The organism is Streptomyces humidus, assembly GCF_014649655.1.
GTDB classification, from domain to species: domain Bacteria; phylum Actinomycetota; class Actinomycetes; order Streptomycetales; family Streptomycetaceae; genus Streptomyces; species Streptomyces humidus.
Genome location: NZ_BMTL01000016.1, coordinates 179,272 through 201,055 on the forward strand (window position 1 = coordinate 179,272; position 21,784 = coordinate 201,055).

Here is a 21,784-nt window from a genome sequence, read left to right on the forward strand (position 1 = left end):
GGTGCCACTGGTGTCGTGGTGTCACATCCAGTGCACCCTCCCGTACTGGTCAACGCCAGGCGGGAGGCACGAGTTCCCTTGTGCCCGCGGGCAGGGGTGTGAGCCGTCCGGGTGAGGACGGTGGCGTACGCGCGCGTGCGGCCTCAGAAGAGGCCGGTGCCGGCGAAGCGCAGGACCAGCTGAGGAGCTCCGGAGAGGGCGATGCCGAGGGCCGCGGTGAGGGCTATCGCGGCCGTCAGGGGGGCGGGGACGCGATGCTTGACGGGCTGGCCCTCGGGCGTCCTGAAGAGCAGGGCCGTCCACTGGAGGTAGTAGTACAGGGCGATCACGACGTTGACGGCCATGACGACCGCGAGCCAGCCGAGCCCCGCTTGGACGGCCGCCGAGAAGACGGTGACCTTCGCGAAGAGGCCGATGACGCCCGGCGGCAGGCCGGCGAGGCACAGCAGGAAGAACGCCAGCGTCAGTGCCGCCAGGGGGTTCCTCGCGTACAGGCCCCGGTAGTCCGCGATCCGGTTCGCGGCGCTGGTGCGGCCCACCAGCGCGGCCACCGCGAAGGCGCCGAGGTTCACGGCGGCGTACATGAGGGCGTAGGCGACGGTGGAGCCTACGGCGTGCTCGGCGTCGTCGGAGTACGCGGCGGCGGCGATCGGTACGAGGAGGTAGCCGGCCTGGCCGACGGAGGACCATGCCAGGAGGCGTACGGCGCTGTACGCGCGCGTGGTCTGCTGGCGGAGGGCGCCGACGTTGCCGGCGGTCATGGTGAGGGCGGCCAGCGCGGCCAGTGCGGGGCCCCAGACGTCGGCGTACGAGGGGAAGGCGACGACGGTGACGAGGATGAGGCCGGAGAAACCGACCGCCTTGCCGACGACCGACAGGTAGGCGGCGATGGGCAGCGGGGCGCCGACATAGGTGTCGGGGACCCAGAAGTGGAACGGGACGGCGGCCGTCTTGAAGGCGAAGCCGATGAGGGTGAGGACCACGCCGGTCTGGGCCAGGATGTGCAGTTGGCCGTCGACGTGCTGGATCCGGTCGGCGACCTGGGTGAGATAGAGCGTGCCGGTCGTCGCGTACACGAAGCTGATGCCCAGGAGACTGACGGTCGTCGCGGTGACGGACGACAGGAAGAACTTCAGGGCCGCTTCGGACGATCTGCGGTCGCCGTGCCGGATGCCGACGAGGGCGAACGCGGGCAGCGAGGCGACCTCCAGAGCGACGACGAGGGTGGCGAGGTCGCGGGAGGCGGGGAGCAGGGCGGCGCCGGCGGCGGACGACAGCAGGAGGAACCAGAACTCTCCCTCGGGAAGCCGCCCGCGCGCGTCCTTCAGAACGGTCACCGACAGCAGGGCTGCCAGCAGCGCTCCCCCGAGCACCAGGAACTGGATGACGAGGGTGAAGCGATCGACGGTGTAGCTGCACGTGCTCGGCTCACCGGTCAGGCAGAAGGTGGCGCGGTCGCCGCCCAGGAGAGGCACGAGGAGGGCCGCGGAAGCCGCGAGGCCCCCGACCGAGAGCCGGCCGAGGAGCGGCTTGCGGGCCTCGCCGACGAAGAGGTCGGCGACGAGGACGACGAGGGCCACGACCGCGGCCAGGGTGGGTGGCGCGATGGCCTGCCAGTCGACGGACTGGACCGCCGGCTCGGCCAGGGACTGGACCGGGTTCTGGACCAGGGAACTCATCGGGTCCCTCCTGCGAGGAGCTGCTGCACGGCCGGGTCGGTCAGGCCGAGGAGGACCTTGGGCCACAGGCCGGCGACGACGGTGAGGGCGACGAGCGGGGTCCAGGCCGCGAACTCGTAGGTCTGCACGTCGGCGAGACGCGGGGCGTCCTGCGTGACGGTGCCCATGCAGACGCGGCGTACCACGGCGAGCAGGTAGGCGGCCGTCAGCAGGGTGCCGAACGCGGCGATCGCCGTGAAGGTGAGGAAGGCGGGGCGGCTGAGGCCCGCGGCCGGGTCGAAGGCCCCGAACAGCGCCAGCATCTCGCCCCAGAAGCCGGCGAGGCCGGGCAGGCCCAGCGAAGCGACGGCGGCGAAGGCGAGCAGGCCGCCGAGGCGGGGGGTCCTGCCGTACAGCGCGCCGCCGGTCTGCTGGGCGAGGGTGTCCAGGTCGGTCGTGCCGGTGCGGTCCTTCAGTGCTCCGACCAGGAAGAAGAGGAGACCGGTGATGAGGCCGTGGGCGATGTTGGCGAACAGCGCGCCGTTCACACCGGTCGGGGTCATGGTCGCGATCCCGAGGAGGACGAAGCCCATGTGGCCGACGGAGGAATAGGCGATCAGGCGCTTGAGGTCGCCCTTCGCGCCCTGCTTGGCGAGGGCCAGACAGGCCAGGGACCCGTAGATGATCCCGACGACGGCGAACGCGGCGAGATAGGGCGCGAAGATCCGGAAACCGTCGGGTGCGACCGGAAGAAGAATCCGGACGAACCCATACGTTCCCATCTTCAGCAGCACACCGGCCAGCAGGACCGAGCCGACGGTCGGGGCGGCGGTGTGGGCGTCCGGCAGCCAGCTGTGCAGGGGCCACATCGGGGTCTTGACCGCGAGTCCGATCCCGATCGCCAGAACGGCGATGACCTGCACGGATGACGACAGCGATCGGCCGTTGTCAGTGGCGAGTGCCACCATGTCGAAAGTGCCCGCCTTGATTCCGATCAGGAGCAGGCCGAGCAGCATGACCACGGATCCGAGCAGCGTGAAGAGGATGAATTTCCAGGCCGCCCGGGTCCGGCCCTCGCCGCCCCAGCGGGCGATGAGGAAGTACATCGGGATGAGCACCGTCTCGAAGGCGAGGAAGAACAGCAGCAGGTCGAGAACGGCGAAGGTCGCGAGAGTGCCGGACTCGAGCATGAGCACGAGCGCGACGAAGGCCTTGGGGGACGGCCCCTCTGGCTGCTTGAAGTAGGAGTAGAGCGCGCACAGGAAGGTCAGCAGCGCGGTCAGGACCAGCAGGGGAAGGGAGATGCCGTCGATGCCCAGGTGGATGCGCACGTCGAGCGCGGGGATCCAGCTGATGTCCGTGTTGGCCTGCATCTTCGAGGGGTGGTCGTGGTCGAAGCCCAACGCGAGGACGATCGCCGCGACGAGGATCACGCCGGTGACCGTGACGCCGTGCCGCAGCACGGCCTGCTCCGGCGACTTCCCCTTCAGCCCGGGCGGGACGGGCAGGAGGGCCGCGACGGCCCCGAGGAGCGGGCCGACCACGATGAACGCCAGAAGGACCTGCATCACGGACTCATTGATATCGATCACGCCTGCTCACGCTCCCGAGGCGACGAGAAGGGCGGCGACCGCGAGGACCACGGTCCCGGCGAGCAGCGCGCTCACATAGGTCTGGACGTTGCCGGTCTGGGCGCGCCGCACGGCGGCTCCCAGCCAACGGGGCAGGGCGGCCGCGCCACGTACGTAGGTGTCCACGACCTCCCGGTCGAGGAACCGGACGAGGCCGGCGGCCGCCTGGACGGGGCGTACGAACGACGCCTGGTAGACGGCGTCGAGGTGGAAGCCCGCGGCCGCGTGGCGGTGCAGCGGACCGAGCAGGAGCCGTCCGGGGTCTGCGGGGTCGCGAGCGGAGGCCACGTCTCCGTAGGCGGGCGCGTGCGTGGCGATGGCCTCGGCCTCGACCTGGGCCGCGTCGCCCTCCGGGTGGGCGGCGACCGCGCCCGGGGGAACGCGGGCGGCGACCCCGGTGAGATGGCGCCAGGCGGCGTAGGTGACGAGCCCGCCGACCAGGGCCGCTCCGGTGCCGAGAACGGAGGTCGTGAGGGTCGGCGCGAGAGCGCTGCCGTCGAACCAGTCGGGGAGCGTGCGGTAGGCGAGCCCTCCGAGGGCGAGGGAGGGGACGGCCAGGATCCACAGCACCACGGTCATGGTCAGGGGCTGGCGGCCGTGGTCGGGAGCTTCGTCCCCTCGGCCGCGGAAGGCCAGCAGCCAGAGCCGGGCCGCGTAGGCGGCGGTGAGAAGGGCGGTGAGCACACCGGCGACGAGGACGGTCCAGCCCGCGGCGCCCGGCGCGTGCTCTGTGTGACCTGCGGTGACGTGCTCGGCCGCGCCGAGGACGGACTCCTTCGAGAAGAAGCCGCTGAACGGCGGGATCGCGGCGAGCGCGAGGAGCGCCACGGTCATCGTCCAGTAGGCGTCGGGGACACGGTCGCGCAGGTTGCTCATGCGGGACATGGCGGCCAGCGAGTTGGTGCCGGCGGCGTGGATGATCACGCCGGCCGCCAGGAACAGCAACGCCTTGAAGGCCCCGTGCGAGAGGAGGTGGAAGACGGCGGCGCCTCGGTCGCCGACGGCGAGGGCGCCGGTCATGTAGCCGAGCTGGCCCAACGTCGAGTAGGCGAGGACGCGTTTGATGTCGTCCTGGGCGAGGGCTGCCAGGCCCGAGCCGACCATCGTGACGGCGGCCATCACGGCGAGGACAGTCATCGCGGCCGTGGAGGCCTCGAACACCGGGAGGAGACGGGCGATGAAGTAGACGCCGGCGGCGACCATCGTCGCGGCGTGGATCAACGCGGAGACGGGCGTGGGGCCCGCCATCGCGTCCGGGAGCCAGGTGTGCAGCGGGAACTGGGCGGACTTTCCGGCCACGCCCGCGAGGAGGAGCAGAGCGACGACTGTGGGGTGTTGGAGCTCGCCGTGGGCGACGGCGCCGAGGATCTTCGTGATCTCGAAGGAGCCGGCGTCCGTGGCGAGGGCGAACAGACCGATCAGGAAGGGGACGTCACCGAGCTTGGTGACCAGGAAGGCCTTGATGGAGGCCGCGCGGGCCTCCGGCGTCTCCCAGTAGTGGCCGACCAGGAAGTAGGAGCAGATGCCCATGACCTCCCAGCCGACCAGCAGCACGATCAGATCGCCGGAGTAGACGACCAGGAACATCGCGGAGGTGAAGAGGGAGACGAGCGCGGCATACGAGGGGTAACGCGGGTCCTCGCGCAGGTAGCCGGTGGAGTAGATCTGCACACAGGTGGCCACGAGGCCGACGAGTACGGCGACCAGGGCGGCGAAGCCGTCGATGTGCAGGGCGAGTTCGATCGGGACCGAACCGGTGGGGGTCAGTTCGGTGGCCGCGTCGACCGAGGCGCCCCCACCCTGGCGCACGGCGACGGTCACGGCCAGTGCGAAGGCGGCGACGGTCGGCAGGACGGCCAGCGGGCGGACGAACCCCGGGGCGGTACGGCCCAGGAGCAGGCCGGCGGCCGCGCCCAGGAACGGAAGGAGGGGAACGAGTACGGCGAGGGCTGTCGTGGTCACGCGGTGGCCTCAGCCTTCTCGGCGGCCGCTCCGGTCACGGGGGCGTCGGTGTCGGTGCCGTCTGCCGCAGAGCCCTCGTGGCTCTCGTGGCCCTCGGCGGTGTCGCGGAGCCGGTCGATGTCCGCGGTGCCGCGATCGCGGTGGACGGCGAGGACGATCGCCAGGCCGATGCCGATCTCGGCGGCGGCGATGGCGATGGTGAACAGTGTGAGGGCCTGGCCGGAGTGCAGCGTCTCCTCGGCGGTCTTGCTGAGCCAGACGTCGAAGGCGACCAGGTTGAGGTTGACGGCGTTGAGCATCAACTCGACCGACATGAGGATCAGAATCGCGTTCCGACGGGCCAGGACGCCGTACAGACCGGTGCAGAAGAGGAGGGCCGAGAGGACGGCGGGATAGACGAGGTGCATCAGCGGGCGCCTTCCTGTGCGGCAGGGCCGCCCCGGTCGTCCCGTTTGTTCGCTTCGACCCGTTCGCTCCGGCCACCCCGACCCTTCGGGCCGGATGAGGGACTCCCCGAATCCTCATCACTTTTAGTAATCAGACGGGAACTCTCGGTGGCGGTTCGGGAGTTCGCAAGGGGAGAGCTCGAATCCGTCTTCGCTTTGCGGGACAGGACGATCGCGCCGACCAGGGCCGCGAGGAGAAGCACGGAGAGGGCCTCGAACGGGAGGACCCAGTTCTGGAAGAGGCTGGCACCGGTCACCTCGGTCGATCCTGCAGCCGGGCCGTCCAGGTCGATCCAGGTGGCTCGGAAGGCGTCGACGACCACCCAGATCAGTGCGGTGGCCGCGGCGACGGCGACCGTGAGGGCGGCCCACCGGTTGCCGGAGTCCGCGTCCGGGGAGCGGCCGATGGGGGCCTTGGTGAGCATCAGACCGAAGAGGAGGAGCACGACGACGGAACCCACGTAGATGAGGACCTGCACCCAGGCGATGAACTCGGCGGTGAGAAGGAGGTATTCGACTGCGAGACCGCCGAGAGCGACCACGAGCCACAGGGCCGCGTGCACCAGTTGCCTGGTCGTCACGGTGACGAGGGCGGCGCCGAAGGTGACCAGACCGACGAGGAGGAAGGCGATCTCGACGCCGGTCGGGGAGAGGAAGCCCTGCGGGGCCCCGGCGAGGCTCACGCGTCCCCTCCTTCACTTCCGGCTCCGGCAGCCCTCGGTCCGGCGGCACCCGGTCCGGCAGGGTTCGACCCGGCAGCCCCTGGTCCGTCAGGGCCTGGTCCAGGGGCACCCGATCCAGGGGCACCCGATCCGGCGGGGCCCGGTCCGGCGGCTTCGGGGGACTCGGCGCGGGCGGCTGCGGCCAGCTTCTCTGCCGACTTGCGCGCAGCGGCGATCTCCTTCGGCTCCTCGGCCCCGGGGTCGAGGGCGGGTGGGGCCGGCACGGTCCACATCCACTCGCGGAGCTTGTCGCGCTCGTGGGTGAGCTCGTGAATGTCGGTCTCCGCGTACTCGAACTCCGGAGACCAGAACAGGGCGTCGAAAGGACAGACCTCGATGCAGATACCGCAGTACATGCACAACGAGAAGTCGATGGCGAAGCGGTCGAGCACGTTGCGGCTGCGCTCGCGGCCGCCCGGGGCCGCGGGCGGGACCGTCTCCTTGTGGGAGTCGATGTAGATGCACCAGTCGGGGCACTCACGGGCGCAGAGCATGCAGACCGTGCAGTTCTCCTCGAACAGGCCGATGACGCCACGGGTTCGCGGCGCGAGCTCGGGCTGGGCGTCCGGGTACTGCTCGGTGACGGTCTTGCGCGTCATCGTGCGGAGGGTGACGGCGAGGCCCTTGGCGAGGCCACTGCCAGGAAGGGGGGCCATGGTTACCGGATCACCACCTTGACGACGCCGGTGAGGGCGATCTGGGCGAGGGAGAGGGGGATGAGGAGAGTCCAGGAGAGCTTCTGGAGCTGGTCCTCGCGCAGCCGGGGATAGGTGACGCGCAACCAGATCACGACGAAGGCGAGGACGGCGGCCTTCAGCAGGGTCCAGACCCAGCCGAGGCCGTCGGCGCCCCAGGGGCCGTGCCAGCCGCCCAGGAAAAGGACGGTGGTCAGACCGCACAGGACGACGATCCCGGCGTACTCGGCGAGGAGGAAGAGAGCGAAGCGCAGGCCGGTGTACTCGGTGTACGCGCCAAAGATGATCTCCGAGTCCGCAACGGGCATGTCGAAGGGCGGCCGCTGGAGTTCGGCGAGTCCGGCGACGAAGAAGACGATCCCGCCGACGATCTGCCAGGGCAGCCACCACCACTCGAAGGCGTCGACGATGCCCGGCAGGGAGACCGTGCCGGCCGCCATCGCCACCGAGGCCGCGGTGAGCAGCATCGGCAGCTCGTAGGCGAGGAGTTGGGCGGCCGTACGCAGACCGCCCAGGAGGGAGAACTTGTTGGCGCTGGCCCAGCCGGCCATGAGGGAGCCGAGTACGCCGACGCCCATCACGGCGAGCACGAAGAAGATGCCCGCGTCGAGGACCTGGCCGACGGCTCCCTCGCCGGGGCCGACGGGGACGGCGAGCAGGACGAGGAGATACGGGAGGAGAGCAACGGCCGGCGCCAGCTGGAAGATACGGCGGTCCGCGCCGGCGGGGACGATGTCCTCCTTCTGCGCGAACTTCACGCCGTCCGCGACGAGCTGGGCCCAGCCGTGGAAACCGCCCGCGTACATCGGGCCCAGACGGCCCTGCATATGGGCCATGACCTTGTGCTCGGTCTGACCGACGATCAGAGGAAGGGTGAGGAAGACGACGAAGACGACGAGGAGTCGCAGGGCGACGTCGAGAGCGTCGTTCACTGCTGACCTCCTGCGGGATCCTCGGGGGCGGCGGGTTCGGCACGGTCGGCGGGAGTCGGCCGGCTGTCGGCGGGAGCCGGCCGGTTCTGTTCGGGCTCGGGCCGGGGGCTCTGCTCAGGCTCCGGTTCGTCGAAGGCCGGGCGGGCGTGGTGCCACGGGGCGTCGGAGCTGCGGGGGGTTGCGGCGGGGCGGGCAGGGGTGGCGGCCGTCGAGGCAGGGGGCTGAGTGTGCTGCGAGGCCGAGCCCTGCGAGGCGGACCGCGCCCGACGCGGTCCCGCGGGAGGCTGCGGGGTCGGATCGCTTCCGGCCGCGTCGACAGCTCGCGTGGCTCGAGTTGCTCCTGCGGTTCCCGTGGCCTCGCTCGCCCCTGTGGCTCGCGTGGCCCGGGTGGCTTCTGTGGCTCCCGTGGTCCCGGTGGCTTCTGCTCCCGCAGGGCTCGCGGCGTCCGTTCCTCGTACTGCCTCCGCCGCTCCCATCGGCGCCGCCGGCCCTGTCGCCTCGGCCTGTCCCGTCGGGCCGGTCTGTCCCGTCGGGTCTGTCCGTTCTGTGGGCCCGGCCGGTTCTGTGGGTTCTGCCGGTTCCGGGGTCTGCGTTCGTTGGGAGGCGGAGCCTGCGCCGGTGCTTCGGGTGCGGCGGGGTGTGCCGGGAGGCGTGGGCCCGGGGGTGTCCGGCGAGGTCGGCGTCGAGGGCGTCGCCGGGGCTGCCGGAGGCTGGCTTGCTGAGCCCTCGGCAGCCGTGCGGGCGCGGCGGGCCGGGCGCTCGCCGGCCGCGCGGCCTGCCGGTGCACGGGTCGGACGGGTCGGGGCCGGCGGGAGCTGGCCCTTCAGGGGGCCCCATTCGTTGGGGTCGGGGACGCCTGGAGGAAGCATCTGGCGGCGCTTGGGTCCGCCGTGCTCGGACTCGCCGGGTTCCTTCGCGCCGGGCCAGGCCTTGGCGACGCGGGCCGCCAGGACGAAGTCCTTGCGCAGGGGGTGGCCTTCGAAGGTCTCGGGGAGAAGGAGGTGGTCGAGGGCGGGGTGGCCCTCGAAGGCGACCCCGAACATTTCGTGCGTCTCGCGTTCGTGCCAGGCGGCGCCCGCGTAGACGTCCACGGCGGTGGCGAGGGTCGGCGTCTCGTGCGGGATCGTCGTGCGCACGAGAAGACGGCGGACCGGGGACAGGGCCACGACGTGCGCGGAGACGCGGAAGCCGGTGCCGGGTTCGTCGACCGCGCTCAGCCAGTCGAAGTAGCTGCAGGAGAGGCGGTCGCGGGCCACGCGCAGGGCGTCGGTCCAGGAGGCGGCGGGGACGTCGACGGTGAGGACGTCGTAGGACTCCTCGGCCGTGGCCTGCGGACCGAAGAGTTCCTCGGCGGGGGCGGGCAGCCAGCCGACCGTGCTCATCTTCCCTCCTCGGACGTACCCGATGCGGGCTCGGCGGTCGTGGGCTCGGCGATCGCGGGCTCGGCGATCGCGGGCTCGGCGATCGCGGGCTCGGCGATCGCGGGCTCGGCGGTCGCGGACTGGCTGTTCGTGGGTCCGGCGGGCGGCGGGGGGCTCAGCAGGCCGCTCTGCAGAGCCGCCGGGGACGGGCGGGACACGGACGTGCCGTAGCGCTCGGCCAGCGACTCCCGCGCGATCTTCTCCTGGAGCTTGAGGATGCCCTGGAGCAGCGCTTCGGGGCGGGGTGGGCAGCCCGGCACGTACACGTCCACCGGGATGATCTGGTCGACGCCCTTCGTCACGGAGTACGAGTCCCAGTAGGGGCCGCCGCAGTTGCTGCACGCGCCGAAGGAGATGACGTACTTCGGCTCGGGCATCTGCTCGTAGAGACGCTTCACCGCCGGGGCCATCTTGTCCGTGACGGTGCCGGAGACGACCATCAGGTCCGCCTGGCGCGGGCCCGGCGCGAAGGGGATGACGCCGAGGCGGATGAAGTCGTGGCGCGCCATCGACGCGGCGATGAACTCGATCGCGCAGCAGGCCAGGCCGAAGTTGAAGACCCAGAGCGAGTAGCGGCGGCCCCAGTTCAGGACCACCTTCATCGGTTCGGGGGCGAGGCGGGCCAGGGCGCCGAGTCGCTTCGGCTCGGGCAGGAGCACGGGCGCCGAGGGCGGCTGCTCCGGCGTCGCTCGCGGCGGGCCGCCTTGCGACGGACCGCCCGTCGGCCCGCCGGTCGCCGACGGGTTGGCTTCCGACGGGTTGGCTTCCGGCGTCACGTCCATGTCAGGACGCCCTTCTTGTAGGCGTACAGCAGGCCGACGGCCAGGAAGCCGAGGAAGACGAACATCTCCACGAGCGTGGCCGCTCCGTAGCCGGGGGCCGCGAAGACCGTCGCCCAGGGGAAGAGAAAGATCGAGTCGACGGCGAAGATCACGTACAGGAAGGCGTAGACGTAGTAGCGGACCTGGGTGTGGGCCCAGCCCTCGCCGACGGGGTCGACGCCGCACTCGTACGTCAGGAGCTTCTCCGGGGTGGGCACCACCGGACGCAGCAGGCGTCCCGCGCCGAAGGCGACGGCGACGAACAGCACGCCGACGACGGCGAGCAGCCCGACGACGGAATAGGACTGGAAGTAGTCCGCCGCGACATCGACGGTCGGTTCCCGCACGTCCGTTCCCCTCGCTCCCTGGCCTCGGCCTGCAGCGGCCGCCGCTGCTGCGGCATCCGCTGCGGTCCTCACGGCGGTCTTCAGGGCGGTCCCCACGGCGGTTCCACGACGACCGGCCCGTTCGACGATCTGTACGCACGGGAGTCTAGGCCCTGATAAAGGGACAGTAAGCAGCCCGTCACGGCTCGGGACGCGGGGCGGGGGTTTTCCCCCGGCCGAGGAAGGCAGCAGACCTCATGGCGCGGCGCCGTGCGGGACGGCAGGCTGAGCTGTATGACCGCTTCCACCAGCCACTCCTCCGTCCGGCCGGGCACGTCCGGTCCGGGGGGCGCCGGGTACGACGACGATCGTCCGCCCCCGGTCCGTTTCGCCTACGACGCCCATACCTGGAAGGAGATCACGCACCTTCTGACGAATCTGCCGATGGCGTTGCTCGGATTCGTCTATGTGATGACGGTGATCGTGACGGGGGCCGCGATGACCGTCACCGTGGTGGGCTTCCCGTTGCTGATGCTGGGGCTGACCGGGGCGCGGCTGATGGGCCGGTTCGAGCGGTTGCGGGCCCGTCGGCTGCTCGGGGTGCGCATCGACGAACCGAGCCCGCTGCCGCTGCGCAGGGCGGGCGGCCTCGTCCAGCGGATGTGGCTGGCGCTGAAGGACCCGGTGGCCTGGCGCACGGTGCTGTACGACCTGATACGGCTGCCCTGGGGGGTTCTGACGTTCGCTGTGGTCGTCCCGTCGCTCTTCGTGCTGTGGCCGGTGCTGCCCTACCTGGCGCGCGGGCTGACGAACGCGGACCGGGCGATGGTGCGCGGGCTGCTGTCCCCCTCCGACGAGCTGGAGCGGCGGATCGCCGAGCTGGAGTCGGACCGGGGGGTCGTCGTCGACACGGCGGCCGCCGATCTGCGGCGCATCGAACGGGACCTGCACGACGGGGCGCAGGCGCGGCTGGTCAACCTGGCGATGGGGCTGGGCCTGGCCAAGGAGAAGCTGCTGGAGGGGCAGGCCGACGACGCCGTCGCGGCGATGGTGGAGGAGGCGCACGGCGAGGTGAAACTGGCGTTGCAGGAGTTGCGCGACCTGGCCCGCGGGATCCACCCGGCCGTTCTGACCGACCGGGGTCTGGACGCGGCCCTGTCCTCGGTGGCCTCGCGCTGCACGGTGCCGGTGAAGGTGACCTCCGACCTGCCGTCCAGGCCGGCACAGGCGATCGAGGGCATCGCCTACTTCACCGTCTCGGAGCTGCTGCAGAACGTCAGCAAGCACAGCGGGGCCCGCTCGGCGTCGGTGGACGTCTGGCGGACGGACGACCGGCTGATGCTCCAGGTCTCGGACGACGGCCAGGGTGGGGCGTCGCTGGACGGCGGGTCGGGGATGCGGGGGCTCGCGGAGCGGCTGGACGCCGTGGACGGCCTGTTCGTCGTGGACTCGCCGGCGGGGGGTCCCACGACGGTGACGGCGGAGCTGCCCTGGCGGGACCGGGGGGCCGGCGGCCGCGGGAGGTAGGGAAAACCCCCCTCCCGAGACGCCGACGGACTCCATGGTCCGGGCGTCTCCCCGCGAGGAGGCTGGAGGCACGGATCGACAGCTGCGCGACGAGCAGGACGATGGGAACGGACGACGCCGATGGCCACGCAGTACGAGCAGTACGGACAGTTCGAGCAGCACGGGCAGGACAGGCCGCACAGGCAGCGCGACCGGTACCGGGAGGACGACCGCTACGGGCAGCACGAGCGGTACGGGCAGCACGCCCCTTACGGGCAGGACGAGCGACGCGGGGGCGGATACGGGCGCCGGAGCGAAGAGCGCCGGCATGTGGTGCCGGCCGGGCTGCGCGAGCCGCTCACGGCCCGCCACTGGCGTGAGCTCCTCTACGTGCTGCTCGGTCTGCCGATCGGCATCGCGCTGTTCACGTTCGCCGTCACGATGCTGTCGCTGGGGGCGGGTCTGCTGGTGACGTTCCTCGGCGTCCCGGTGCTGGCGGCGGGCCTGGCCGCGTGCCGGGGGCTCGGGGCCCTGGAGCGGGCCCGGGCGCGCGGGCTGCTCGGCCTGGAGGTGGGAGACCCCGAGCCGTTGCGGGCGCCCCGGAACGGCGCGATGAGCTGGATGGGCGCGGTCCTCAAGAGCGGCACGTCATGGCGGAACATGCTGTACGCGGTGCTGCAGTTCCCGTGGGCGGTGTTCTCCTTCGTCGTCACGGTGACGGTGTGGTCGCTCGGCTGGACGATGCTGACGTACCCGTTGTGGTTCTGGGTCTTCCCGGTGTACGGGGGCCAGGGCGGCCTTCAGCTGTTCGGCGACGAGCAGCACAGCGTCTACCTCGACAACCCCTTCGAGATCAGCGTGACGGCGCTGGTGGGACTGCTGATCACGCTGGCCTCGCCATGGATCGTGCGGGCGCTGACGACGGTGGACCGGCTGCTGGTGCACGGGCTGCTCGGGCCGTCGTCCCTGGGAGCGCGGGTCGTGGAACTGGAGTCCGACCGTGGCGTCGTGGTGGACACGGCGGCGGCCGACCTGCGGCGCATCGAGCGCGATCTGCACGACGGGGCGCAGGCCCGGCTGGTCGGCCTGGCGATGGATCTGGGGCTGGCGAAGGAGAAGCTGCGGGAGGACCCGCAGGCGGCGGCGCGCATGGTGGGTGAGGCGCACGGTGAGGTGAAGACGGCGTTGCAGGAGTTGCGGGACCTGGCCCGCGGGATCCACCCGGCCGTTCTGACCGACCGGGGTCTGGACGCGGCCCTGTCCTCGGTGGCCTCGCGCTGCACGGTGCCGGTGAAGGTGGACGTGGATCTGGTGGAGCGGCCGGCGCCGGCGATCGAGGGCATCGCGTACTTCACCGTCTCGGAGCTGCTGCAGAACGTCAGCAAGCACAGCGGGGCCCGCTCGGCGTCGGTGGACGTCTGGCGGACGGACGACCGGCTGATGCTCCAGGTCATGGACGACGGGGTGGGCGGCGCGGACGCCTCCGGCGGGTCGGGGCTGGCCGGCCTCGCCGGGCGGCTGGACGCGGTCGACGGGATCCTGGTCGTCGACTCCCCGGCGGGCGGGCCGACCCGGATCACCGCGGAACTCCCCTGGCGTGGCGGCCTGACCTGAACCGCCCCACCCACCCCCGCCTCCCCGGCCTCTCCCACGTCCGCCCACTCTGCCCCTGGGCTTCCCCTCTCTCGTCCACCCTGTCTCTCCCACCTCCGCCCGACCTCTTCCGCGCTCTCGTCCGCCGTACCGCTGCTCGGCACTGCCCCGCCTCCGTCCCGCCTCCGCCCCGGCACTGCCCCGCCTCCGCCCCGCCTCCGCCCCGGCACTGCCCCGCCTCCGTCCCGCCTCCGCCCCGGCGCTGTCCCGTCTCCGCCCCCTCCGGCCCACCTGCGCCGCGTCCCCGGTCCGGGCCTGCCCTCGATCACCCCGGCCACCTCGGCCGCCTCGGCCCGCTCGGCCTCCCTCCGGACTTCTCCTCGACCGGGGATGGCCGAAGATGGTGGATTGATGGCCGGATTCCCGCCTTTCCTGTCCACCGTCCCGACCGTTCTGACCGTTGGCCTGCCCGTTCTCAGGCGCAGACGAGCCGGAAGCTGGAATGCTTGACTGGTTCGACCAACGGGGTGGACGGCTGGGGGGCCGAGGATCGTGGAGGACAGGGTGCGGGTGGTCATCGCCGAGGATTCGGTGCTGTTGCGGGAGGGGCTGACCCGGTTGCTGACCGACCGGGGGCATGACGTGGTCGCGGGGGTCGGGGACGCCGACGCGCTGCTCAAGACCATCACCGAGCTCGACGACGAGGGAGCGCTGCCCGACGTCGTCGTCGCTGACGTACGGATGCCGCCCACGCATACGGACGAGGGGGTGCGGGCGGCCGTACAGCTGCGCAGGGCGCATCCCGGGCTCGGGGTGCTGGTGCTGTCGCAGTACGTGGAGGAGAGGTACGCCACCGAACTGCTGGCCGGTTCCAGCCGCGGGGTCGGGTATCTGCTCAAGGACCGGGTGGCCGAGGTGCGGGAGTTCGTGGACGCCGTGGTGCGGGTCGCCCAGGGCGGCACGGCCCTGGACCCGGAGGTCGTCGCGCAGCTTCTCGGACGCAGCCGGAAGCAGGACGTGCTGGCGGGGCTCACACCGCGGGAGCGGGAGGTCCTCGGGCTGATGGCCGAGGGGCGGACGAACTCGGCGATCGCCCGGCAGCTGGTCGTCAGCGACGGAGCGGTGGAGAAGCACGTCAGCAACATCTTCCTGAAACTCGGCCTGTCCCCGAGCGACGGGGATCACCGCCGGGTCCTCGCCGTCCTCACCTATCTCAACACGTAGTCGGGTGGCGCCCTCCTGCCCGTTCTCCTCCCCGTCCGACGGAGAACCTCGGCCCGGATCCGGAGCGTCTGACGCGGTGGCGCCGGGGGGCGGGAAATCATGACCAGCGGGGACGCCGGGCCGTCTCGGGACAGGGAACCGTCCTGCGAGAAGCCGAGGGAAGGCGACCCTTACCGACGTAGGGTTGATCCGTGGAAGGCCTTCGGGAAGGCCTTCCGGGACAGCCGTCTCGAGGGAGGTCCAGTTCAGTGACCAGTCAGGTCAGCCCAGCGGAACAGGCCGACGGAACCGACGGAGCGGACGCGGCCGTCGTGGGAGAGCAGCGCAAACCGGGTGGGACGAAGGACGTCCGTCGTCTCGACCGGGTGATCATCAGGTTCGCGGGTGACTCGGGCGACGGTATGCAGCTCACCGGCGACCGCTTCACTTCGGAGACGGCGTCGTTCGGCAACGACCTGTCGACCCTGCCCAACTTCCCCGCCGAGATCCGCGCGCCCGCCGGCACCCTGCCCGGCGTCTCCTCGTTCCAGCTCCACTTCGCCGACCACGACATCCTCACCCCGGGCGACGCGCCCAACGTGCTCGTCGCCATGAACCCCGCGGCGCTGAAGGCGAACATCGCCGATGTGCCGCGCGGCGCGGAGATCATCGTCAACACGGACGAGTTCACCAGACGCGCGATGCAGAAGGTGGGGTACGCGGCCTCGCCGCTGGAGGACGGGTCCCTCGACGGTTACCAGCTCCATCCGGTCCCGCTGACCACCCTGACCGTCGAGGCTCTCAAGGAATTCGACCTCACCCGCAAGGAGGCCGAGCGCAGCAAGAACATGTTCGCGCTCGGCCTTCTGTCGTGGATGTACAACCGGCCGACCGAGGGCACCGAGAGGTTCCTGAGATCGAAGTTCGCCAGGAAGCCCGACATCGCCGCCGCGAACATCGCCGCGTTCCGCGCCGGGTGGAACTTCGGCGAGACGACCGAGGACTTCGCCGTCAGCTACGAGGTGGCGCCGGCGGCCAAGGCGTTCCCGGTGGGCACGTACCGCAACATCTCCGGGAACCTCGCGCTGTCGTACGGGCTGGTCGCCGCGTCCCGCCAGGCCGATCTGCCGCTGTTCCTCGGCTCGTACCCGATCACACCGGCCTCGGACATCCTGCACGAGCTCAGCCGCCACAAGAACTTCGGCGTGCGCACCTTCCAGGCGGAGGACGAGATCGCCGGCATCGGTGCGGCGCTGGGGGCCGCGTTCGGCGGTTCGCTGGCCGTGACGACCACCTCGGGTCCGGGCGTGGCGCTGAAGTCGGAGACGATCGGGCTCGCGGTCTCCCTCGAACTGCCGCTGCTGGTGGTCGACATCCAGCGCGGCGGGCCGTCCACGGGGCTGCCCACCAAGACCGAGCAGGCGGATCTGCTGCAGGCGATGTTCGGCCGCAACGGGGAGGCGCCGGTGCCGATCGTCGCGCCGTGCACGCCGGCGGACTGTTTCGACGCGGCGCTGGAGGCGGCCCGGATCGCACTGGCCTACCGCACGCCGGTCATGCTGCTGTCCGACGGCTACCTGGCCAACGGCTCCGAGCCCTGGCGGATCCCGGAGCTGGAGGAGCTGCCCGACCTGCGGGTGCAGTTCGCGCAGGGCCCCAACCACACGCTGGAGGACGGCAGCGAGGTGTTCTGGCCGTACAAGCGTGATCCGCAGACCCTGGCGCGGCCGTGGGCGGTCCCGGGCACGCCCGGTCTGGAACACCGCATCGGCGGGATCGAGAAGGAGGACGGGACGGGGAACATCTCGTACGCGCCCGCCAATCACGACTTCATGGTCCGCACCCGGCAGGCCAAGATCGACGGCATCGAGGTCCCGGACCTGGAGGTGGACGACCCGCACGGCGCGAGGACCCTGGTCCTGGGCTGGGGTTCCACCTACGGGCCGATCACCGCGGCGGTGCGGCGGCTGCGGACGGCCGGGGAGGCGATCGCGCAGGCCCATCTGCGGCACCTGAACCCGTTCCCGCGCAACCTCGGCGCGGTGCTGAAGCGGTACGACAAGGTCGTCGTGCCGGAGATGAACCTCGGCCAGCTCGCCACCCTGATCCGGGCGAAGTACCTGGTCGACGCGCACTCCTACAACCAGGTCAACGGCATGCCGTTCAAGGCGGAGCAGCTCGCCGCGGCGCTCAAGGAGGCCATCGATGGCTGAGACCTCAGCCTCTGCGGAAGGCACGGGCACGATCGAGGCGCTCTCGCTCGTCCCCAAGGCCGAGGCCAGGCAGTCCATGAAGGACTTCAAGTCCGATCAGGAAGTGCGCTGGTGCCCCGGCTGCGGTGACTACGCGATCCTGGCGGCCGTCCAGGGCTTCATGCCGGAACTGGGGCTGGCCAGGGAGAACATCGTCTTCGTCTCCGGCATCGGCTGTTCCTCGCGTTTCCCGTACTACATGAACACGTACGGGATGCACTCCATCCACGGTCGCGCCCCGGCGATCGCGACGGGGCTGGCGTCCAGTCGCCGGGACCTGAGCGTGTGGGTGGTGACGGGGGACGGCGACGCGCTGTCCATCGGCGGCAACCATCTGATCCACGCCCTGCGGCGCAACGTCAATCTGAAGATCCTTCTGTTCAACAACCGCATCTACGGGCTCACCAAGGGCCAGTACTCGCCCACCTCCGAGGTCGGCAAGATCACCAAGTCGACGCCGATGGGTTCCCTGGACGCGCCGTTCAACCCCGTGTCGCTGGCGCTGGGGGCCGAGGCGTCGTTCGTGGCGCGAACCGTGGACTCGGACCGCAAGCACCTCACGGAGGTGCTGCGGCAGGCGGCCGCCCATCCGGGCACGGCGCTGGTGGAGATCTACCAGAACTGCAACATCTTCAACGACGGCGCGTTCGAGGCGCTGAAGGACCGGCAGTCGGCCGAGGACGCCGTGATCCGCCTGGAGCACGGCCGGCCGATCCGGTTCGGCGCGGACGGCGCGCGGGGGGTCGTGCGCGACCGGCAGACCGGCGACCTGAGGATCGTCGCGGTGACCCCGGAGAACGAGGCGGAGGTGCTGGTGCACGACGCGCACGCCGCGTCGCCCACCACGGCGTTCGCCCTGTCCCGTCTCGCTGATCCGGACACCCTGCATCACACGCCGATCGGTGTGCTGCGCTCGGTGGAGCGGCCGGTCTACGACACGCAGCTGGCGGACCAGCTGGACTCCGCGGTCGAACAGCACGGGAAGGGCGACCTGGCCGCGCTGCTCGCGGGCGGGGACACCTGGACCGTCGTCGGCTGAGGTGCGCAGTGGTTCACGAGGCCCGGGAGCGCAGTTCCCGGGCCTCGTCGTATGCCAGGCGGGCCTTCTCGACGTCCGGCATCCGGGTGTGCGTCCACCGGGCCAGCGCGCGCACCTGTTCGGCGGCCTCGCGGCCCAGCTCGGTGAGGGAGTAGTCGACGCGGGGCGGGATGACGGGCTTGGCGTCGCGGTGCACCAGGCCGTCGCGTTCGAGGTTCTGGAGGGTCTGGGTGAGCATCTTCTCGCTGACCGGCCGGCCGACCTGGCCGACCGCCCGGCGCAGTTCGCTGAACCGGTGCGAGCGGTCGAGCAGCTCGATCAGCACCAGGACGCCCCAGCGGCTGGTGAGATGCTCGAGGACGAGCCGGTAGGGGCACATGCCCTCGGCTTCCACGGAGCCCACCTTGCCGACCTGCTTGCTTACCGTCATGCCAGTACCTTACTTCAAAGTGGGTACTTTCGCTTAGTTAGTGCGTCTCCTAAGGTCGGTGACATACCCGCCGACCCCCACCAGGAGTTCTGAGCCATGAGCATCGTCGTCACCGGAGCCACCGGACACCTCGGCCGTCACGTCGTCGAGCAGCTGCTGGACAAGGTCCCCGCGGACCGGATCACGGCCGTCGTACGGGACGAGGCCAAGGCCGCGGACCTCGCGGCGCGCGGCGTGAAGCTCGCCGTCGCCGACTACAACGCCCCCGAGACCTTCGGCAGCGTCTTCGCCCCCGGCGACAGGGTCCTGCTGATCTCGGGCAACGAGTTCGACAAGGGCCGCCCCGCCCAGCACCAGGTCGTGATCGACGCCGCGAAGGCGGCCGGGGTCGCGCTCCTCGCCTACACCAGCGCACCGGGCTCGCTGAGCGCGGCGCTGGCGGACGACCACCGCGTCACCGAGCAGGCGCTGCTCGCCTCCGGCCTGCCGTACACGCTGCTGCGCAACGGCTGGTACCACGAGAACTACACCGAGAACCTCGCCCCGGTGCTGGAGCACGACGCCGTCGTCGCGGCCGCCGGACAGGGCCGCGTCTCCTCCGCCTCCCGCGCCGACTACGCGGCCGCCGCCGTCGCCGTGCTGACCGGCGAGGGTCACGAGAACAAGACGTACGAACTGGGCGGCGACGAGGCGTGGAGCTTCGCCGAGTACGCGGCGGAGCTGAGCCGGCAGACCGGCAAGGAGATCGCCTACAACGCCGTGTCCCCCGAGGTGCTCACCGGCATCCTGACCGGCGCCGGACTGCCCGGTCCGTTCGCCGCGATCCTGGCCGGCGTGGACGCGTCCATCGAGAAGGGTGAGCTGGTCGTCTCCGGCGGCGACCTCTCCCGGCTGGCCGGCCGCCCCACCACACCGCTGGCGGAAGCGATCACGGCCGCGCTCAAGGGCTGACGCTCCCCGACCGGCCGGACACCCCCGGGCGTCCCGAGCGTCCCGGGCGTCCCGGAGTCCCCCGGACGCCTCGGTCTGTCATGACCGTATGACGATACGGGCATGACAGACCGGGGCGCCCGGCGTTACCTTCGTCGTCGCATGCATGACGTGAGAAGGAGGAGCCCGTGGCCGGGACGTCGAGGAGCGAGGGCCGGACAGGCCTCCTGAACGGCTTCGCGGCTTACGGGATGTGGGGCCTGGTGCCGCTCTTCTGGCCGCTGCTCAAGCCGGCCGGGGCGACGGAGATACTCGCCCACCGCATGGTCTGGTCCCTCGCCTTCGTCGCGGCCGCACTGCTCTTCGTACGGCGCTGGGCGTGGGCCGGCGAGCTGCTGCGCCAGCCGCGCCGACTGGCGCTCGTGGTGGTCGCCGCGGCCGTCATCACCGTGAACTGGGGCGTCTACATCTGGGCCGTGAACAGCGGACACGTGGTCGAGGCGTCGCTCGGGTACTTCATCAACCCGCTGGTCACCATAGCGATGGGGGTGCTGCTCCTGAAGGAGCGGCTGCGGCCCGTTCAGTGGACGGCGGTCGGCGTCGGCTTCGCGGCGGTGCTGGTCCTGACCGTCGGCTTCGGCCGCCCGCCGTGGATCTCCCTCTGCCTGGCGTTCTCCTTCGCCACCTACGGCCTGGTGAAGAAGAAGGTCAACCTCGGCGGGGTCGAGTCGCTGGCCGCCGAGACCGCCGTCCAGTTCCTGCCCGCGCTCGGCTACCTGCTGTGGCTGTCCGCCCACGGCGACGCCACCTTCACGACCGAGGGTCCCGGACACGCGGCCCTGCTCGCCTCCACCGGCATCGTCACCGCGCTCCCCCTCGTCTGCTTCGGCGCGGCGGCGATCCGCGTGCCGCTGTCCACGCTGGGCCTGCTGCAGTACCTGGCGCCGGTCTTCCAGTTTCTGCTCGGCGTCCTGTACTTCGGCGAGGCCATGCCGCCCGAGCGGTGGGCCGGGTTCGCCCTGGTGTGGCTGGCGCTGGTGCTGCTCACCGGTGACGCGCTGCGCACCTCGCGCCGGGCGTCCCGGACCCTGGCCGCCGAGCTCGCCCGGATCCGCGCCGAGGAGGTGGCCTCCGCCACGTCCGGCGCACCCCGGGTCCCGGCGCCGACGCCCGAGGCCGCCGCTCCGGCGGTGTCCGCCGCCGCTCCCCCTCCGGAGGCCAAGGCCCCTCCCCTGGCCAAGCCCTGACCGTGGGCCCCACGGATCGATCACGACGGCGCGGACGGATCACGGCACGGACGGATCACGGCACGGACGGATCACAGCACAGGCAGCGCCCGGGGCGGATCACGACTCAGCAGCGCGGGCGGATCACGGAATCCGGGAGGCCCGCGCGGCCCGGGGCTGCTACTAGTAGCTCCATGACCGACTCGACCGCAGAATCCGCGTCCGGGGCCACGCCCGGGCCCGTACCCGCGCCCGTGCACTGGAAGCTCGTCGTCGACGCCGCCGACCCGCACGCACAGGCCGATTTCTGGGCGTCCGCGCTGCACTACGAGGCCGAGGACAACAGCGCGCTGATCGAGCGGCTGCTGGAACTCGGCGCACTGCCCGGCGCGGCGACGCTGGAGTTCCACGGCCGCCCGGCCTTCCGGGACCTGATCGCCGTACGCCACCCCGACGACCCCTACGACCCCGACAGCGGGACCGGTCAGGGCCGGCGGCTGCTGTTCCAGCGGGTGCCGGAGGCCAAGACGGTGAAGAACCGGCTGCACATCGATCTGCACCCCGGCACGGGACGGCGGGCCGACGAGGTCGCACGGCTGCGGGGGCTGGGCGCGAGCGTGCTGAAGGAGGTCGAGGAGCCCTCCGGAGCCTGGACGGTGATGGCGGACCCGGAGGGGAACGAGTTCTGCGTGCACTAGGGCGTGTTTCGAAAGTGGCGTCGTCCGCCCGGAGGGCGGGCCCGGCGGCGTCTGGTGCGTGCGATCGCAAGACGGAGGGTCGCCCCGATACTGGATGTATCGGGGTGATCCCGACAACGCGGCTGGGGGCGCCCCCTCCGGGGGAGTGCGTGCCAGACGCCGCCGGGCAGACGGGACTTTCGAAACACGCCCTAGATGTATTGATCACGAGCGTTGTTGACGCGGGTCGGACTTGATCGTGACGAAGGCCCCCGTGTGTGGTGGAGGTGTCGAATCTTCACCGCACGGAGGCC

General features: G+C 71.3%; 19 protein-coding genes. 8 read left to right on the forward strand and 11 right to left on the reverse strand.

Going from position 1 to position 21,784, the window contains the following annotated elements; genetic code table 11:
- Positions 1 to 143 precede the first annotated feature (143 nt).
- Genes IE239_RS20230 through IE239_RS20275 form a run of 10 tightly spaced genes read right to left on the reverse strand, consistent with a single transcriptional unit; the run spans position 144 to position 10,635 of the window.
- Entirely contained in the window at positions 144 to 1,679 is a 1,536-nt protein-coding gene (locus IE239_RS20230) for an NADH-quinone oxidoreductase subunit N (protein ID WP_190150748.1), read from the reverse strand.
- The gene (locus tag IE239_RS20235; protein ID WP_190150749.1) at positions 1,676 to 3,250 is read right to left on the reverse strand and encodes a complex I subunit 4 family protein; all 1,575 of its coding nucleotides are present in this window, start codon (positions 3,248 to 3,250) and stop codon (positions 1,676 to 1,678) included. The genes IE239_RS20230 and IE239_RS20235 overlap by 4 nt, the downstream gene beginning before the upstream one ends.
- Positions 3,251 to 3,256: 6 nt before the next feature.
- Positions 3,257 to 5,251 carry an NADH-quinone oxidoreductase subunit 5 family protein gene (locus IE239_RS20240; protein ID WP_190150750.1) on the reverse strand — a complete coding sequence of 665 codons (1,995 nt, stop codon included), beginning with the start codon at positions 5,249 to 5,251 and terminating at the stop codon, positions 3,257 to 3,259.
- Entirely contained in the window at positions 5,248 to 5,658 is a 411-nt protein-coding gene (gene nuoK, locus IE239_RS20245; RefSeq protein ID WP_190150751.1) for an NADH-quinone oxidoreductase subunit NuoK, read from the reverse strand. Before nuoK ends, IE239_RS20240 begins: the two co-directional genes overlap by 4 nt.
- Positions 5,658 to 6,380, reverse strand: coding sequence for an NADH-quinone oxidoreductase subunit J family protein (locus IE239_RS20250; RefSeq protein WP_229878200.1), 723 nt, complete (start codon positions 6,378 to 6,380; stop codon positions 5,658 to 5,660). Before IE239_RS20250 ends, nuoK begins: the two co-directional genes overlap by 1 nt.
- Positions 6,377 to 7,075, reverse strand: coding sequence for a NuoI/complex I 23 kDa subunit family protein (locus IE239_RS20255; protein WP_190150752.1), 699 nt, complete (start codon positions 7,073 to 7,075; stop codon positions 6,377 to 6,379). Before IE239_RS20255 ends, IE239_RS20250 begins: the two co-directional genes overlap by 4 nt.
- Positions 7,076 to 7,077: 2 nt before the next feature.
- Complete coding sequence (locus tag IE239_RS20260; RefSeq protein WP_190150753.1) at positions 7,078 to 8,046, reverse strand: complex I subunit 1/NuoH family protein; 969 nt, start codon at positions 8,044 to 8,046, stop codon at positions 7,078 to 7,080.
- Positions 8,043 to 9,428, reverse strand: coding sequence for an NADH-quinone oxidoreductase subunit C (locus IE239_RS20265; protein ID WP_190150754.1), 1,386 nt, complete (start codon positions 9,426 to 9,428; stop codon positions 8,043 to 8,045). The genes IE239_RS20260 and IE239_RS20265 overlap by 4 nt, the downstream gene beginning before the upstream one ends.
- Positions 9,425 to 10,249, reverse strand: coding sequence for an NADH-quinone oxidoreductase subunit B (locus tag IE239_RS20270; RefSeq protein WP_229878201.1), 825 nt, complete (start codon positions 10,247 to 10,249; stop codon positions 9,425 to 9,427). The genes IE239_RS20265 and IE239_RS20270 overlap by 4 nt, the downstream gene beginning before the upstream one ends.
- Positions 10,240 to 10,635, reverse strand: coding sequence for an NADH-quinone oxidoreductase subunit A (locus tag IE239_RS20275; RefSeq protein WP_190150755.1), 396 nt, complete (start codon positions 10,633 to 10,635; stop codon positions 10,240 to 10,242). The genes IE239_RS20270 and IE239_RS20275 overlap by 10 nt, the downstream gene beginning before the upstream one ends.
- 273 nt (positions 10,636 to 10,908) lie before the next feature.
- Here IE239_RS20275 and IE239_RS20280 point away from each other — a divergent pair, with 273 nt between their 5' ends.
- From IE239_RS20280 to IE239_RS20300, 5 genes are all read left to right on the forward strand, one after another.
- On the forward strand, positions 10,909 to 12,141 hold the full coding sequence (locus IE239_RS20280; protein WP_190150756.1) for a sensor histidine kinase: 1,233 nt from the start codon (positions 10,909 to 10,911) through the stop codon (positions 12,139 to 12,141).
- A 120-nt stretch (positions 12,142 to 12,261) separates the two neighbouring features.
- A complete protein-coding gene (locus IE239_RS20285; protein ID WP_190150757.1) occupies positions 12,262 to 13,734 on the forward strand; it encodes a sensor histidine kinase in 1,473 nt (490 codons plus the stop codon).
- Between the two features lie 531 nt (positions 13,735 to 14,265).
- Positions 14,266 to 14,937, forward strand: a complete 672-nt coding sequence (locus IE239_RS20290) for a response regulator transcription factor (RefSeq protein WP_190150758.1) — start codon at positions 14,266 to 14,268, stop codon at positions 14,935 to 14,937.
- 248 nt (positions 14,938 to 15,185) lie between these two features.
- Positions 15,186 to 17,129, forward strand: a complete 1,944-nt coding sequence (locus IE239_RS20295; RefSeq protein WP_190150759.1) for a 2-oxoacid:acceptor oxidoreductase subunit alpha — start codon at positions 15,186 to 15,188, stop codon at positions 17,127 to 17,129.
- Positions 17,122 to 18,207: a 2-oxoacid:ferredoxin oxidoreductase subunit beta gene (locus IE239_RS20300; protein WP_190150760.1), complete on the forward strand. Its 1,086-nt coding sequence runs from the start codon at positions 17,122 to 17,124 to the stop codon at positions 18,205 to 18,207. Before IE239_RS20295 ends, IE239_RS20300 begins: the two co-directional genes overlap by 8 nt.
- A 13-nt stretch (positions 18,208 to 18,220) precedes the next feature.
- Here IE239_RS20300 and IE239_RS20305 read toward each other — a convergent pair whose 3' ends face one another.
- Positions 18,221 to 18,637 carry a winged helix-turn-helix transcriptional regulator gene (locus IE239_RS20305; protein WP_190150761.1) on the reverse strand — a complete coding sequence of 139 codons (417 nt, stop codon included), beginning with the start codon at positions 18,635 to 18,637 and terminating at the stop codon, positions 18,221 to 18,223.
- A 96-nt stretch (positions 18,638 to 18,733) separates the two neighbouring features.
- Here IE239_RS20305 and IE239_RS20310 point away from each other — a divergent pair, with 96 nt between their 5' ends.
- The 3 genes from IE239_RS20310 to IE239_RS20320 all read left to right on the forward strand — a co-directional run bounded on the left by IE239_RS20310 (position 18,734) and on the right by IE239_RS20320 (position 21,491).
- Complete coding sequence (locus IE239_RS20310; RefSeq protein WP_190150762.1) at positions 18,734 to 19,588, forward strand: SDR family oxidoreductase; 855 nt, start codon at positions 18,734 to 18,736, stop codon at positions 19,586 to 19,588.
- Positions 19,589 to 19,755: 167 nt separating this feature from the next.
- Positions 19,756 to 20,814 carry an EamA family transporter RarD gene (gene rarD / locus IE239_RS20315; protein ID WP_190150763.1) on the forward strand — a complete coding sequence of 353 codons (1,059 nt, stop codon included), beginning with the start codon at positions 19,756 to 19,758 and terminating at the stop codon, positions 20,812 to 20,814.
- 173 nt (positions 20,815 to 20,987) lie between these two features.
- On the forward strand, positions 20,988 to 21,491 hold the full coding sequence (locus IE239_RS20320) for a VOC family protein (protein WP_190150764.1): 504 nt from the start codon (positions 20,988 to 20,990) through the stop codon (positions 21,489 to 21,491).
- Positions 21,492 to 21,784 lie beyond the last annotated feature (293 nt).